The following is a 14,146-nucleotide window of genomic DNA, read 5'->3' on the forward strand; positions in this document are numbered from 1 at the left end:
TATTTAGAGAACTGGGAAAGTTATTAATCAAATGCTGAACTGGAAAAAATCACGATCGCAGATTCTGCTAATGTATGCGCTATTGGGAGCGATCGCACTGTTGATGCTCTTTCCTTTACTATGGCTAATTAGTACAGCCCTGAAATCGCCAACGGAAAATATTTTTCAGTCGCCGCCACAGTTGCTACCCAGTCAACCGACACTAAATAACTTCTCTAGTGTGTGGAACTCCCTACCTTTTGGACAATACCTGTATAACAGTATTTTGGTGTCAGTGCTGACTGTGGGCTTAAATCTGCTGTTTTGCGCTTTAGCTGCCTATCCCTTGGCAAGATTATCGTTTGTCGGGCGAGACTGGATTTTTGTAGCGATCGTCTCTACGATTATGATTCCCTTCCAAATCGTAATGATTCCCCTTTATATTTTGACAGTCCAGATGGGTTTGAGAAATACTTATTTAGGGATGATTTTTCCGAGTTTAGCTTCTGCCTTTGGCATTTTTCTGTTGCGCCAAGCTTTCATGAGTGTCCCCAAAGAAATAGAAGAAGCCGCCCGGATGGATGGCAGCTCAGAGTTAGGATTATGGTGGCATATTATGTTACCAGCAGTTCGCCCAGCACTGGTAACTTTAGCTATTTTCGTATTCATTGGTGCTTGGAGTGACTTTTTGTGGCCTTTAATTGTCATCCAAGACGAAAATTTATATACTCTTCCCTTGGGAGTCGCCAAGCTAGCAGGTACATTTTCCCTTGACTGGCGGTTAGTAGCGGCTGGCTCAGTGATTGCGATCGCTCCAGTATTATTACTATTTTTGTTTTTACAACGTTACATTGTACCCACAGAAACAGGTAGCGGCGTCAAGGGATGAAAAAAGAATTCAGAATTCAGAATTCAGAATTTAGAATAAGAAAGTGGTAGATGAGGGAGACAAGGGAGACAAGGGGACAAGGAGATAAACAAAACTCCTAACTCTTAACTCTTAACTCAGCACGGGCTAAACGCCCCGCTGACGCTAACAGTACTCCTAATGCCCAATGCTCTAATTTAATAAGCCCCAGTCTTTTTCAAGACTACCCAGATAGTTTTAATAATCAGACTCAGATCGTAAGTTACAGACCACTTGCGTTGATAATCCATATCCATTTTCACAATGGTTTCAAAGTCTGTAATGCTGGAACGCCCATTAGCTTGCCATTCGCCGGTAATGCCTGGTTTGACTCGCAATCTATCCCAGTGGTGTGGATCGTAATTGCTGACTTCATCAGAAGTAGGTGGACGAGTACCAACTAAACTCATGTCCCCTAACAAAACATTCCAAAATTGAGGGAATTCATCCAAGCTAGTACGCCGCAAAAATTTCCCAACAGGAGTAATGCGAGGATCGTCAACGGATTTAAAAATATGACCTTTGGCTTGGTTCTCAACCAAATGCTTGAATTTATCAGCATCGACTATCATTGAGCGGAATTTCCAGATGCGGAAAGTTTTTCCGTTTAAACCACAGCGAATTTGAGAATAAAATATTGGACTTGGCTCATCAATAAAAGTAGCAATTGCTACAGGAATTGCTATTATAAATGTAATAATTAGCCCGACAATGGCTCCAACAATGTCAATTAATCGTTTTCTCACGCTTAACGTTGACGGGTGTGAAGGCTGTTGCAAACAATTAACTGAATAAAGATAAAGATTATTCACAAGAACTAACTTAGTTTTATAACAGGAATTTTTACATTAGTAGTGTAGACATAGACATGATTGTTAGGCGATTTTTTCTACTATTGTCGATACTACCGAGTGTTAATATACACAAATTTCAGCCGAGATAAAAACCAAAAACCAAAAATTTACAGAATCTTTCAATTCAAGTGATAGATTGTAAAATTACGGTATTTTATCCATCTAATAAAAACTAATAAAAAGATAATACTATCGTACATATCCCACATATCCCAAAAATTACTGCGCTGAAGTACTAGTAGTAATTCACAAAATTCCAAATGCTCGTAACATAAGCATTTGGAATTTTGAGTAGTATTCTTATTTCTAGCGCGATCTGCTAGTCTCAACGATCGACCTCTAAGGCAAAATTCACCGTATATGGTTCCTCCAGTGATTGCTGATTACTAGCCTTAATTGCATCTAGATAGCGACGTAAAAACAACAGTTGTTGAGAATTGGGACGATAAGTGAGACTTCCTTGTTTTTCAAAAAGTGGTGCTGTGGCGATCGCCTGATAGTCAGGATTTTCTTGCGAACTCTGGGTAAGCCAGGTTGATTCTGTGACTGAAGGTATCAAACCGGAAGGCAGTTCACCTTCCAAAAAAGCCAGCAGCCGTTGCTGACAAATGCGAGTATTAATCCCACGACCCTCAAATAACTGAATAACTTCACCGAAAGATAAGGGACGGTCTGGTAGCAATCGCAACAATTCTGTAAACAAGAAATAATCAGTGTATTGTTGCCTGGGTATATCTAAAATCTGCGGATGCAAAGGCAGCATCGCCAAACCATAAGCAACCCGGCTGCAATTGGGAGCGCCATTTTCGCCAAGATATAAATCTTGAATAATCTTAGTGCTGGGAAGTTTTTGGCGTAACCAGCGGTTCACCGTCCCAACACAAGCCACTCCACCAGTCAGGATCGCTTGATTAATAGCTTCTGTGGGGATACCACGAGCTACCAATAACTTGTTAAGTTCTCGGTTCAGGCGGCGCACAAAGGGAATAAATACCTGGCTTTCTAAGTCTCGTCGCTGCAAAACCCACCGCTGATCGGCTAATTCTAGGGTAAAAGAGTCTTGGTGTTGCAAAATCAGCTTTAGGGCTAATGCCGCATCTAATACCGCCTGTCCCAGTAAAGAACTTTCTAGACGTTGCTGGAGACGAATTCGAGCGGTGATATCTGGTTCTCCAACTCTAGGTAGTTCTAATTCTTCCAACCCTAAAGTCTGCCAATGCATTTGGTCTAAACCGGGAATTGACGGTTGCCATTGCCAAGAATTACTCGTGGTAGTTTTGCCATCGCTTGGTGTTTCTCTGCGTGATTGCCGAGATTTCGGTGGCAATAGCAGTTGGCAAATTATATCTTGTTCAATACCCTTGCCAGCATAAGCAAAACTATGGAGCATGAAATCATTGTATGTCAATTGCTGCAAGGTTTCTGGTAGATTCACCAGCAACATTTCTGTGGCAGTTGTCCCAATGTTAATCACCAGGGTGTTGCCAACAATCGGATGTTCGCTAGTTTTTGCTGGATGAGTACCTTGAGCATCGCTTAGTTTTACTTGCTCACCATTAGCAGCATCAAGTTCCGAAAGTAGGCTAGCGATCGCTTCTTCGACAAAAAAGACTTGCTGGGGATGTTGAATAAGTTTGCTAGTGAGTAAAGCTTCCCGCACGTTAAAGCGGTATTGTTCCGACCAGCTAGATGGACAGGTACAAATTACACCAGCAATATTATTGATAATCTGGGGAAAATCTTGTTCGCCGATCCCAACAGCGGCAGCCATTAAACTAGGGGTGGTACTTGTTTTTTCGGATTTGAGAGTTAATAGTAACTTAGAGAGCGATCGCACAACCCAAATCAAAGGCCCTGCCGAAAATTCGTTTAATTGCAAAACAGGTTCCCATTTCTGTCGTTCGCTCTTGTAGGGAATGGCTACTTGTAAGTAAGGCTTCAACTGCGCTGAGTAGAGGTTATTTTTCGTCGGATCTGCTGTCGATTTTGGTGTTGCAGGAGTAGTAGCCGAGCGATCGGGTGCTTTATCTTGGGCAACAGCCGCAGGTGCTGTCTGCTCATGTGCTTCGATAGTTTCGTTTTCACCGTGGGGTACAGAAGCTGTAGGCAGATAAACCTCTGTTGGTAAACGAAACGATTGCTGAAAGGAACTTGTTCCTGGCGGATTTTCTGCTGACCAGTAGATAGGATGTACAACAAAAGTCGAGCGATTTAATAATGTAGCAGAAATTCCTGTTGTACCTAAATCAATTCCTAAATACCAGACTGATTCTAAAGTATTTAACGAAACTTCTGGATTATTTATGGAGTTGGCAATTGGAGGTAAAGAACTTTCTGGTACGGGAGTTGTGACTTCCTTTTTTTTTTCAGTTTCTACCTGGGTAACTGCCAAACTTGAGAAATCATTTGTTGATGTATTCTCTGCTATTTGGGTATTTTCAGGGGAAGTTGTGGGGATTGTGTCTTGAGTATTATCAAATAGTTCCGAGAAAACATCCAAGTTATTAGCTGGCTGCGACTCAGAATTTAGCTGCCGATCGAAATTAGCCAAATCCCGATCTAATTGCTGCAACTGTTCTTCATCTAAAGAAATATCTGGTACGACTGGAGATTGGTTTGACTCAATAGAAAGTAAGTTTTCTTGGGGTGAAGCAGCAATATAGTTATCTGAAAACAGTTCGGAGCGATCGCTGTTAATTAATACTTGCGATGTGGCGATATTTTCGCTAGGCTCTGCCAAGGCAATTTCTGGTACTTCTGGAGTCACTGGTGCTGTGGTTGTGGCATCATCCATAAAAGATGACACTTCCAGCAGTTGCAGTTCACTATCTCTATCAGGCAATAGGTCAGTTCCTGTAGCTGTGGCATTATCCACAGAAGAAGATGAGACTTCCAGCAATTGCAGTTCACTATCGGTATCAGGTAATAACTCAGTTAGGGTATTAATTGTATCAACACTAGCTGGCTGAGTGCCGATTTGTACTGACAAACTGTCTATTTGTGGAGTAGAGAAGCTAAGAGGCGAATCTAGATCAGTTTCCTCTTCAAAAAATAGTTCTTCCTGTGGCTCTGATGAATCTGTGCTTTCTTCTCCTAAAGTCTCTGGGGTTGAAAGATCCGTATCTGGAGTAATAACCGCAGAATCCACGGTTGGAGAGACAGGCGGGGTCTGGGCGATGTTCAACTGTGATGCAGAGGCTGTGGAAGCAGATAAGTCATTTGTGGGAATATCGAGGCTGGGATTATTAACATCACCAGCATCAAACAAACTGGCGTAAAGTTGGTCTACTTCATCACCAATTGCCGCAGAAATATCTTCCGGTAATTCGGTCGGGGTTTGAGAATATTCAGATGATACACCAAGCTGCAACAGCACTGCATCTAGATCCTCTGTGAGGGTAGTTTCCTGTTGCTCAATTGCGGGTGGAGATGAAGTTTCTGGCTGTATAAGCTCCAATGGTTGGGGCGCAACTTCAGCAGTAATCTCGCCTGGTTCAGTCAATGATGGTAGTGTCTCAGATTCTCCTCCCAGCAAAGATGACTGCGAACTAGGAGATTCTTGTTGCAAATGCTGGGTCAAATTGTTGACAAAGCTGGCCATCAACTGTTCGCCTTGCATCCCTTTGCTATGCATTCTTGCCAGTGCTTGGGACAAGGATTCGTAATAAGTATTAATGTTGCGCTGTAGTGCTTCAAAGACTACATTCACCGTCCCATCTAGTGATAATAGGCGTCGATCTAACTCCCTAGCTAGCTGGGTTAAGCGCTCCACATCGTCAGAGGATTCTAATAAAGATTGAGTTGTAGAGTTTGTGTAATTAGTTCGTCCTGAAGAACTGGCGGAATTTTCCCTCGTCTGTCCAATCAGCGGTGTTAAAGTTGGCACAAGGCGACTCATGAGTACCTGTAAAAACTCGGTAATCATTTGCTCCTGGTTTGTCAACTGCTGCGCTAAGGAGTAGTTTTGCAATCGCTTTTGTTCTAGTTGCCGAATTTCTTGTATGAGAGTGGCTCGCTCTTGCAAAAGCAATTCTAATTCCGATCGCAACGGCTGAATCAATCTCGAAAATTCATTTTTTAATTGTTCTGCGCCAACAGTATTCTCTTCCTGAGTGAGTTCGGGCGGTGGTAGTGGATACTGATTATTACCGCGATCGATAAATTTTGTTAACAAAGGCGATGGCTCCCCCAAGGGCGATCGCGGTTCTTCAGAAGACTGATTTGGGATGCTGCTCTCTAATGCTTCTTTTTCTTGTAACCTCACCAAGAAGTCGCGAATTCGCTCTAAAACTTCTTTCGGCTCTTGCGCCTGACCAGACAAAAATCTAGACAGGCGCTTGCCACCGCTGGCAAGTAAGTTGTCAATGTCTGCGATCAGCTTTTGAATTTCATCTGTACTAAAAGTCACTTTATCTACCTTACTTAAAAATGTATGTCAACTAATATGACAATTAATTTACAATCACTGTATCCCTATGGGGATCTTGCTACGCGCAGGGTCTGACCATAGAAGAAATTTTGAGTGGCAAAAGCCGCTACTTGGAATTGTGACTAGTCATTATGTTATGGATTACTGTGAGTCGTGGCAATCTTCAATCATCGAAGAAAACAAGGAAAAAAGTTTCTCTTTGTCCCCCCATCCCCCCATCTCCTTGTCTCCCCCTCTCCTTGTCCTCTTCAGGCAGCCTTTGCTCGAAAAGCCTAATTTTGCAGGTCATTGGTTCCCTATTTTTGAAAATCCCTAAAATACCTGAGCAATAATTTACTCCCTTTAGTATCATTAATGTTGTTTGCCTATATTCATAACTAATCAAGTTTGCAGTGCAGCTAGCCCCTAAGCAATCCAACCGCAGGCTATAAACTACTTTTTGCAAAACTTTTACCCCGTTTAAACTTATAGGTAAAGATTATTTAGAAAAACTTATTGTCGCTTTCTTGTGTAGCATAGTTTAGTTTTTTCTTTGAAAGGGAGCTGTGCAATGATAGCTTAGGCTACAAATGGCGCTCCTGTTTTTTGTGTGTACATAGCAGCTTGAATTAAAGATGTCGTAATGGAAGATCGATATAGCTTGCAAGCACAGGCTAATTCCTGGATGATCGCCTCCGCTCCCTTTTTTCAAGGGTTGCCAGAAACTGCTGTAGAATCAGCCCTCACCCATCTAGTTACCCGCACTCACCCAGCCAATCAGGTGATTCTACTGGAAAATGACTGGGGTGGTTCTGTGTATTTTATTATGGATGGATGGGTAAAAATTCGCACCTACAATCTGGAAGGAAAAGAGGTAACGCTGAATATTATTGGCAAAGGTGAATTGTTTGGTGAAATGGCGGCGCTAGATGAAGCACCTCGATCCACGGATGTGATTACCTTGGCCCCAACGGTAATTGGTAGTATGCCTGCTCAGGATTTTGTCAAATTACTTCAGATAGAACCTTTGGCGGGAGTTCGATTGGCGCAACTAATGGCACGACGTTTACGGCAAGTAAATCGCCGATTGCGGTTGCGGGAATCTGATAGCCAGTCAAGGGTAGCAGATACGTTGTTATTTTTGGCAGAAGGACAGGGAAAAAAAGGGCAAACTGGAACCGAAATTCCCAATTTACCTCATCGGGAATTGAGTAGTTTGAGCGGACTGGCGCGGGAAACGGTAACACGAGTATTGACAAGGCTAGAAAAAAAAGGCTTGATTAAACGGGATCAAGACACTATTTGTATTCCCGATTTGTCAGCCTTAGAAAGAATGATCGTTTAAAAACTTGTCAGATATGAGTATTTTAGATTCTCTCCCAGATGAACCGGAGGAAGATCCATCCTCTGAATCTCCAACTCCTCAGAATCATTGGTTAGATAAAGAACAGCAGTTAATGCCTCCTCAAATCAAAGCTGATGCGCCCTTGAGGATGGTGGAAACGGCATTTTTAGCCAGTACCGCTAGCTTAATTTGGTTTATAAATTTTTACTTTCCTTTGGGCCCAGTTTTGCGGATATTTTTTCCAGTGCCGATCGCTCTAGTTTATCTGCGTTGGGGCAAACGTGCGGCATGGATGGCAGCACTCACCTCTGGGTTACTGCTGACGGTACTGATGGGGCCAGCCCGCAGTTTGCTGTATGTCATGCCCTACGGGTTCATGGGCGTCCTTTTAGGCGCTACATGGTGTCGTCGTCGTCTTCCCTGGATTGTTTCTATCACTTTGGGTACGCTATTGGGTACTTTAGGAGTCTTTTTTAGGCTGTGGTTGTTGTCTGTTTTGTCGGGTGAAGACCTATGGATTTATGTAATTACCCAAGTGACTGAGTTCATTGAGTGGGTATTTTTTAACTTGAGTTTATTGGCGAGTCCCAGTGTATTTTTGATTCAAGTGGGAGCGATCGCTTTAATTATACTCAACAACTTTATCTACCTTTTTGTGGTACACCTGGCAGCATGGTTGCTTTTTGACCGCTTGGGCAACCCTATTCCCCGCCCACCACACTGGGTACAAGTTCTCATGGATTATGAAGGATAATTATTAGTCATTTGTCATTTGTCATTTGTCATTGGTTAAACGATCGGTTCTAACTAATAACCAATGTTCCTTGCCCAATTCCCAATGCCCAATTCCCAAATTAGTATCTATACTCAAAAAGAACTAGGTGAACAATGGCTGCGAAGGTATCGTGGTTGTCTACCCGTATTTGCTTGTATTTTAGGATTTACTGAAACTGGTTTAATTCCAGGGATTTCAGCAGCTGGTCGCACTCCAGACGATCGAAAATATACAGCTTGTGCCGATGCAGAGTTTTTGTATTACGGCCCAGAACATAAAGCCCAATATCCCCTACCACCATTGACCGCTGGCGCTTCACCTGTGCTGATTTCTCGCGCTGTATTTGAGTCATTAAAGATACCAATTTATTTATTTAATGCTGGTTTACCCCAAGCTCCTGCTGTGCCAGTAATTGATTTGGGTGGCGCTCCTGCTAAGTGTTTAAGTCAAGGGGCTGCTATGGAAATTACAACAGTACATCACTTGTTTGAACAAGGATTACTTTGGGGAGAACGCCTAGCTGCCAATATCCAACAGGAGTATCTGATTGTCGGTGAGTGCGTTGTCGGAGGTACTACAACTGCCCTGGCAATATTAACTGGTTTAGGTATAGATGCTGCCGGAAAAGTTAACAGTAGCCACCCTGTTTGTAACCACGCGCAAAAGTGGGCACTAGTGCAAGCTGGACTGGAGAAGATGAGGGAGAGCAGGGGGCAGGGGGAGATAAACTTCCAATCTCAAATCCAAAATCCAAAACTTGTACTGAGCGAAGTCGTTGGCGCAGCCTCTCGTAGAGAAGTATCTAAAATCCAAAATTCTGTCGATCCGCTACAACTCGTCGCCGCCGTAGGCGATCCGATGCAAGTGGTGGTAGCTGGGATGGCGATCGCTGCTAGCCGTAGTTGTGGTGTAATGCTGGCTGGAGGGACGCAAATGCTGGCGGTTTATGCGCTAATGAGTGCGATCGCTCAAGCTTACGCTTTATCATGGCAACCAGAAGCAGTAGTTGTAGGCACAACCCGCTGGGTAGCAGAAGATCCAACTGGCGCTACAGTTGACTTAGCCCTTAACTTAGGAAAAAACAGCTTAACTCAGAATGGAGGAACTCCTCCTTTATTAGCAACTTATCTGAGCTTTGCTGATTCTCGTTATCCTCAACTGAGAGCATATGAGCAGGGCTTTGTGAAAGAAGGCATGGGCGCTGGAGCTGCTTGCATAGCCGCTCATCTTAGCCAAGATTGGCAGCAACACCAACTTTTGGCAGCCATTGAAGCCCAACTTGAACGCCTAAGTACTGCCTTGAACTAAAGATTAAAGTTTGTTTTTCCCTCTCCGGCTCGGAGAGGGACGGTTTTACTACGTAAATGTTTAACTTTTTTATCAATTTGATGGCTGGATTACTTACTTATATCTAAGTATATGCTTATCAAACCATCACTCAAAACTGAACCTAAAGGCTTGTCTGACCTACGTCAATCCATTTTTTTAATTCGTTGAACTTCAGGTTAAATTTAATGAATTCTCTCTCTAAGTAATTGTTCTTCTAAAGCAGCAATGCGATTGTACGCTGCTGTTAATTGCGCTGTCAGTCGTTGTATTTGAATTTCTGGTGTTATGTTATCTCCACTTTGACGATGCATGTCTAGATAAATGCCATCTGTCAATACATCCTTGTGTTCCATTTCTGGATTTAAATTGTTACGTCCTTTAAACTGGTAGCCTCCAGCCGTGTCATTTTTTTGGCAATTATCCTTTGCTTGTGTATTGGCTAAAGAACACTCTGAGAAAGTTTGAGTGACTTTACCATCAAGCTGCTCAATTACTTGGCACAGGTCATCCAGCTTTTGGCTTAAAGTCAGGATCTGTTGCTGTAATAGCTCCATTTAATACCTTTATTCGTACATTTTCTCTATGTTATTCAATTTACTCTCAAACTTAACGATACTTATGGATTATTTAAGTATTGATAATTTTTGGTGAAAATGTGACATTTAAATCATTACTTCTAAATACAAGTAAGGTTTCACCATAAGTACCACGAAGTAAATTTATGGATAATAATTAATCTTGAGGTATAAATTTGCTAAAAACTCGCTAATTTGAGTCAAATATTCAAAATTACCCGTATTACCAAGAAAAAATCCCGATAATTCTCCAGATTCACTTTTTCAGCTAGTCAGCCACTGGTGAATCTCTGCTTAATATTAGGTATAATCAAAAATTTCAAAATCCAAAATCAATGGATCGACGGTCTTTTTTGCTGGGTACAAGCACACTGGCGCTTTCACAACTGCTTTTTGGCTGTGGTGGAAACAAGCAAACGCAACTAAAAGTACAGTTATTAAAAGGTTCTATACCTGGTCAGGTGGTGAATCGGTTCCACAAAGGTTTGCAGCAACAGGTGCAGTTAAAGTTTGCTCCAGTTGAGCATATACAGGATTTATTTCACCAATTACAAAATTGGCAGCAGAAGCCAAAGACCAGCGATGAGCAGGGATGGAGACGCTTTATACCTTTTAGGCAAGGTCAAAAAGCCGCTGACGCAGACCTAGTGACATTGGGAGATTACTGGCTACAAGCAGCTATTGAACAGAAATTGATTCAACCACTCCAAGAAATGCAGGGAAACCAATTAAAGCAGTGGTCTACTTTAAATGAAAGGTGGAAACAACTGGTAACGCGCAACGACCAGGGTATTTTGGATACTCAAGGGAAGGTGTGGGGTGCGCCTTACAGGTGGGGTAGTACAGTAATTGTTTATAACCGTGACAAATTGCAAAAATTGGGATGGACACCCAAAGATTGGAGTGATTTGTGGCGAGATGGAATGCAGCAGCGTATTTCTCTACTCAATCAACCACGAGAAGTTATTGGTTTGGTCTTAAAAAAGTTAGGAAAATCTTATAATACAGACAATCTTGACCAAGTACCAGACTTGGAAAAGGAATTACAGATTTTAAACCAACAGGTCAAGTTTTACAGTTCTAATAATTATTTGGAACCTCTAATTATGGAAGACACTTGGCTAGCAGTTGGTTGGTCAAGCGATGTATTGCCTATTTTGGGACGTTATCCGCAGCTTGCCGCAGTTATCCCCCAGTCAGGAACAGCAATTTGGGCGGACTTATGGGTACGTCCCGCAGGGATTACTAAGGATAGTTTATCAGATCAATGGATTGATTTTTGTTGGCAACCAAGCACAGCTAAACAAATTTCGGTGCTGACTAAAACTAATTCGCCAATTTCTACAAATATTGCCGCTTCCGATATCCAAGAACCATTATGGAGTTTGTTAGAGAGCGATCGCAAAGTTTTCGATAAGAGTGAATTTTTACTTCCTTTACCTCCATCAGCAATAAAACAATACGAGTCTTTATTCGCCAAAATGAAAGTTTAATTGGGGATTGGGCATGGGGCATTGGGCATGGGGCATTGGGCATTGGGCATTGGGCATTAATTATTTCTCCCTCATCCTCCTCATCTCCCTCATCTTCCCCAGTCCCCAGTCCCTACAAAGAACGCTATAACCCTATCTTGTTCTTAATAGTGGTTTGGATACTGCATAAAGCTGGACTTATACTAAAGTTGCAAGTGTAGGTTGCCAAGGGTTCTTTTTGATAATTAAATACCCGGACGTTGTAACCAAAATTCCGTGCAGCGCTACCCAAGCGATTTACGAAGTCGTAGCGCTCTATATACTCTAGTAAGCTCCAAATTTGCTGATTTACGATCAAGTCTACTCGTGCAGGTTCTTTGTTAGAAGCTGGATATGCGATCCAATTATCTAATAGCTTTTTTTCAGAGTTTTGTTGTGCCCACCATAAACTGGGAACGGTCAATCGTTCTGGATGAATGGTGGTGGCTGTGATTATATAGTCTTTTGGCTTGGTCAATAAGTCTAATTCTAAAGGCGCACTAGAAGGCGACGGTATTGAGGGGGTTTGCGCTAGTGAGGGTGGGACTAGTAAAGTGGTGAGACTAATAGTTAATAGTAATGAAAATGATGTTTGGCGATGGCACAGCCAACACCTACCGTAGGATGCCCAAAGGGCTGTAGGGCGATCGCACAATTTAGGTATATGCATAACTGATACTAATTCGTAATTCGTAATTCATAATTCGTAATTAGGGCACAATCTAAAGTTTAATGGCAACTATACGAATTCTTCGATAATCTGCTGTCCAAGTTCCTTGTTGATATAGTGTTGGCTTCAGATATTCCTCAACGACGGGAATTATTTGTATTTGTTGCTCAGGTGAAAGTCCGGTTAAGAATGGACTGGCGAACATTTTAATCCAGTTTGCGATGCCAGCTTCTCCTTCTGCTAGAGGAGTTGGGCGAGGAAACAGGATAGCATAAATCACATCAAAGCCTTGATGTTCTAAGAGGCTGGCGTATTCGCCAATGCTGGGATAATACCAAGGATTCTCTACTTGTGCTTGAGGGATACCAATGGACTCTAAAGCACTGTATAAAGCTGTGGCGATCGCCTTTACATTCCCTTTACCACCAAATTCTGCGACAAAACGCCCTCCCGGTTTTAGGGATTGATGGATAGAAGCGATCGCGCTATCTGCTTCTTTTACCCAATGTAGTACAGCGTTGGAAAATACAGCATCTAATGGCTTATCTACTTGAAAGTTTCTAGCATCAGCAACATCAAAGCGAATATGGGGATAGTTTTGTCTTGCCTTCTCAATCATCTCAGATGCATAATCAACTCCCATTACTTCAGCCCCAGCTTGGGCAATTTTTTCTGTGAGTTGTCCAGTACCACAGCCGAGATCCAAAATGGATTCTCCTGGTTGAGGGTTGAGTAATTGCAACAAGTCTTCGCCATATTGCCAAACAAAGGCGTGTTTATCTTCGTAAAGCGAAGTGTCCCAATTATTGCTTGTCGAAATATTATTCATAAACAACTATAGTAGTTTTTAATTGAATATAATAAAGTGTTTTTCTTGTGGTGGTTAGATCCCCGGCTTCTTTAAGAAGTCGGGATCTGTGAATTTCACAAATCAATATGATTGTTATAGCATTAATCACATTGGGTAGAAACCGAAGTTCTTTACTAAGTTGATGAGTCTCAGAATCAATTACACAGTGAGCATTAGTCAAAACAATATCATCAGCAATTAATGTGCCCGTGCAATAATAGCTTTTACCATTAGCTTTGGTGTATTCCACTCGTCCGATCGCTGACCAAGGATAATATCTACTCTTCATAGGTATACGCTTATCTATAGGAATCATATTTGATTTCTGAAAAAATGTACGAGATAATTCGGAGGAATATCTCTGTCTAAGAGCGAACAATGATAGACCAGCATCTACAACCTGCGATACCTTTTCTACGAGACGCTACGCGAACGGTGAGCTTCGCTAAGGCAGAACTACAAGAATTTATAGATAATCGCCCAGATGCCCGTGAGGTGAGAAAAGCGTAAGGCAAGTGAAGCTGGTTTATCAAGGCTACAAGTATGAGGAAATTCAAACAATATTTACTCAATCATCTATTGTGGTAAGAGATTATTTTTCTAAAAAGTTTGTAACTTTGAAATTTGATGTTCCCTCCCAACAGTGATTCAGAAATGCACTTACCTGGGCATCTACTGAATCAGCCGATTCCCTAGATGCATTAAATTGCACTGCCGTTACAATGTATTCAAAGATAATTACAAACTGCTTTTGCGGTGAAATTCTTTCGACTACAATTGTTTCACCTATCTTCGGAATTTGAGGCAGATTTACCACAAACGTCTCAATTTTCGGTTTATCTAATGGATTTTTGAAATTGAAGTATTTACAGTAAACAATAATTTTCACTTAGACAACCACCAATAATAATTCAAAATTCAAAATTCAAAATTCAAAATTTAA

At 41.9% G+C, this 14,146-nt stretch carries 13 protein-coding genes; 6 read left to right on the forward strand and 7 right to left on the reverse strand.

Annotation, left to right across the window (positions count from 1 at the left end; translation table 11 throughout):
- The first annotated feature begins 31 nt into the window (after nucleotides 1–31).
- Entirely contained in the window at nucleotides 32–868 is an 837-nt protein-coding gene (locus RMX89_RS22725; protein WP_322690533.1) for a carbohydrate ABC transporter permease, read from the forward strand.
- Between the two features lie 176 nt (nucleotides 869–1,044).
- On the opposite strand, the gene RMX89_RS22730 is transcribed toward RMX89_RS22725, so the two are convergent.
- Nucleotides 1,045–1,698 carry a sugar transferase gene (locus RMX89_RS22730; RefSeq protein ID WP_322690534.1) on the reverse strand — a complete coding sequence of 218 codons (654 nt, stop codon included), beginning with the start codon at nucleotides 1,696–1,698 and terminating at the stop codon, nucleotides 1,045–1,047.
- A gap of 367 nt (nucleotides 1,699–2,065) precedes the next feature.
- Nucleotides 2,066–6,148 (reverse strand): hypothetical protein, encoded by a 4,083-nt coding sequence (locus tag RMX89_RS22735; RefSeq protein ID WP_322690535.1) that lies wholly within the window; start codon nucleotides 6,146–6,148, stop codon nucleotides 2,066–2,068.
- A gap of 643 nt (nucleotides 6,149–6,791) precedes the next feature.
- On the opposite strand from RMX89_RS22735, the gene RMX89_RS22740 reads away from it, so the two are divergent.
- The 3 genes from RMX89_RS22740 (at nucleotide 6,792) to RMX89_RS22750 (ending at nucleotide 9,576) form a co-directional block, all read left to right on the forward strand.
- Complete coding sequence (locus tag RMX89_RS22740) at nucleotides 6,792–7,493, forward strand: Crp/Fnr family transcriptional regulator (protein ID WP_094349203.1); 702 nt, start codon at nucleotides 6,792–6,794, stop codon at nucleotides 7,491–7,493.
- A gap of 13 nt (nucleotides 7,494–7,506) precedes the next feature.
- Entirely contained in the window at nucleotides 7,507–8,247 is a 741-nt protein-coding gene (locus RMX89_RS22745) for a DUF2232 domain-containing protein (RefSeq protein WP_322690536.1), read from the forward strand.
- 84 nt (nucleotides 8,248–8,331) lie between these two features.
- Nucleotides 8,332–9,576: a nicotinate-nucleotide--dimethylbenzimidazole phosphoribosyltransferase gene (locus RMX89_RS22750; RefSeq protein WP_322690556.1), complete on the forward strand. Its 1,245-nt coding sequence runs from the start codon at nucleotides 8,332–8,334 to the stop codon at nucleotides 9,574–9,576.
- A 203-nt stretch (nucleotides 9,577–9,779) separates the two neighbouring features.
- Here the strand turns inward: RMX89_RS22750 and RMX89_RS22755 are convergent, their stop codons facing one another.
- Nucleotides 9,780–10,151 carry a hypothetical protein gene (locus RMX89_RS22755; RefSeq protein WP_322690537.1) on the reverse strand — a complete coding sequence of 124 codons (372 nt, stop codon included), beginning with the start codon at nucleotides 10,149–10,151 and terminating at the stop codon, nucleotides 9,780–9,782.
- Nucleotides 10,152–10,507: 356 nt separating this feature from the next.
- On the opposite strand from RMX89_RS22755, the gene RMX89_RS22760 reads away from it, so the two are divergent.
- Nucleotides 10,508–11,665 (forward strand): extracellular solute-binding protein, encoded by a 1,158-nt coding sequence (locus tag RMX89_RS22760; RefSeq protein WP_322671174.1) that lies wholly within the window; start codon nucleotides 10,508–10,510, stop codon nucleotides 11,663–11,665.
- A 124-nt stretch (nucleotides 11,666–11,789) separates the two neighbouring features.
- Here the strand turns inward: RMX89_RS22760 and RMX89_RS22765 are convergent, their stop codons facing one another.
- From RMX89_RS22765 to RMX89_RS22775, 3 genes are read right to left on the reverse strand one after another with little or no spacing between them, the layout of a single operon-like run.
- Entirely contained in the window at nucleotides 11,790–12,353 is a 564-nt protein-coding gene (locus RMX89_RS22765) for a hypothetical protein (RefSeq protein WP_322690538.1), read from the reverse strand.
- A gap of 52 nt (nucleotides 12,354–12,405) precedes the next feature.
- Nucleotides 12,406–13,182, reverse strand: coding sequence for a class I SAM-dependent methyltransferase (locus tag RMX89_RS22770; RefSeq protein ID WP_322690539.1), 777 nt, complete (start codon nucleotides 13,180–13,182; stop codon nucleotides 12,406–12,408).
- Nucleotides 13,175–13,492, reverse strand: a complete 318-nt coding sequence (locus tag RMX89_RS22775) for a trypsin-like serine peptidase (protein WP_322690540.1) — start codon at nucleotides 13,490–13,492, stop codon at nucleotides 13,175–13,177. Before RMX89_RS22775 ends, RMX89_RS22770 begins: the two co-directional genes overlap by 8 nt.
- A gap of 89 nt (nucleotides 13,493–13,581) precedes the next feature.
- Here RMX89_RS22775 and RMX89_RS22780 point away from each other — a divergent pair, with 89 nt between their 5' ends.
- Nucleotides 13,582–13,713 (forward strand): hypothetical protein, encoded by a 132-nt coding sequence (locus RMX89_RS22780; protein WP_322683478.1) that lies wholly within the window; start codon nucleotides 13,582–13,584, stop codon nucleotides 13,711–13,713.
- Between the two features lie 82 nt (nucleotides 13,714–13,795).
- Here RMX89_RS22780 and RMX89_RS22785 read toward each other — a convergent pair whose 3' ends face one another.
- Complete coding sequence (locus tag RMX89_RS22785; protein WP_322671179.1) at nucleotides 13,796–14,092, reverse strand: hypothetical protein; 297 nt, start codon at nucleotides 14,090–14,092, stop codon at nucleotides 13,796–13,798.
- Between the last annotated feature and the right edge of the window lie 54 nt (nucleotides 14,093–14,146).

Origin of the sequence: Nostoc sp. DedSLP04 (assembly GCF_034530775.1) — a bacterium.
GTDB lineage: Bacteria > Cyanobacteriota > Cyanobacteriia > Cyanobacteriales > Nostocaceae > Nostoc.

Coding starts and splice junctions, on each gene's coding strand:
- RMX89_RS22725 (WP_322690533.1), top strand. CDS start 32: ATGCTGAACTGGAAAAAATCACGATCGCAGATTCTGCTAATGTATGCG.
- RMX89_RS22740 (WP_094349203.1), top strand. CDS start 6,792: ATGGAAGATCGATATAGCTTGCAAGCACAGGCTAATTCCTGGATGATC.
- RMX89_RS22745 (WP_322690536.1), top strand. CDS start 7,507: ATGAGTATTTTAGATTCTCTCCCAGATGAACCGGAGGAAGATCCATCC.
- RMX89_RS22750 (WP_322690556.1), top strand. CDS start 8,332: ATGCCCAATTCCCAAATTAGTATCTATACTCAAAAAGAACTAGGTGAA.
- RMX89_RS22755 (WP_322690537.1), bottom strand. CDS start 10,151: ATGGAGCTATTACAGCAACAGATCCTGACTTTAAGCCAAAAGCTGGAT.
- RMX89_RS22760 (WP_322671174.1), top strand. CDS start 10,508: ATGGATCGACGGTCTTTTTTGCTGGGTACAAGCACACTGGCGCTTTCA.
- RMX89_RS22765 (WP_322690538.1), bottom strand. CDS start 12,353: ATGCATATACCTAAATTGTGCGATCGCCCTACAGCCCTTTGGGCATCC.
- RMX89_RS22770 (WP_322690539.1), bottom strand. CDS start 13,182: ATGAATAATATTTCGACAAGCAATAATTGGGACACTTCGCTTTACGAA.
- RMX89_RS22775 (WP_322690540.1), bottom strand. CDS start 13,492: ATGAAGAGTAGATATTATCCTTGGTCAGCGATCGGACGAGTGGAATAC.
- RMX89_RS22780 (WP_322683478.1), top strand. CDS start 13,582: ATGATAGACCAGCATCTACAACCTGCGATACCTTTTCTACGAGACGCT.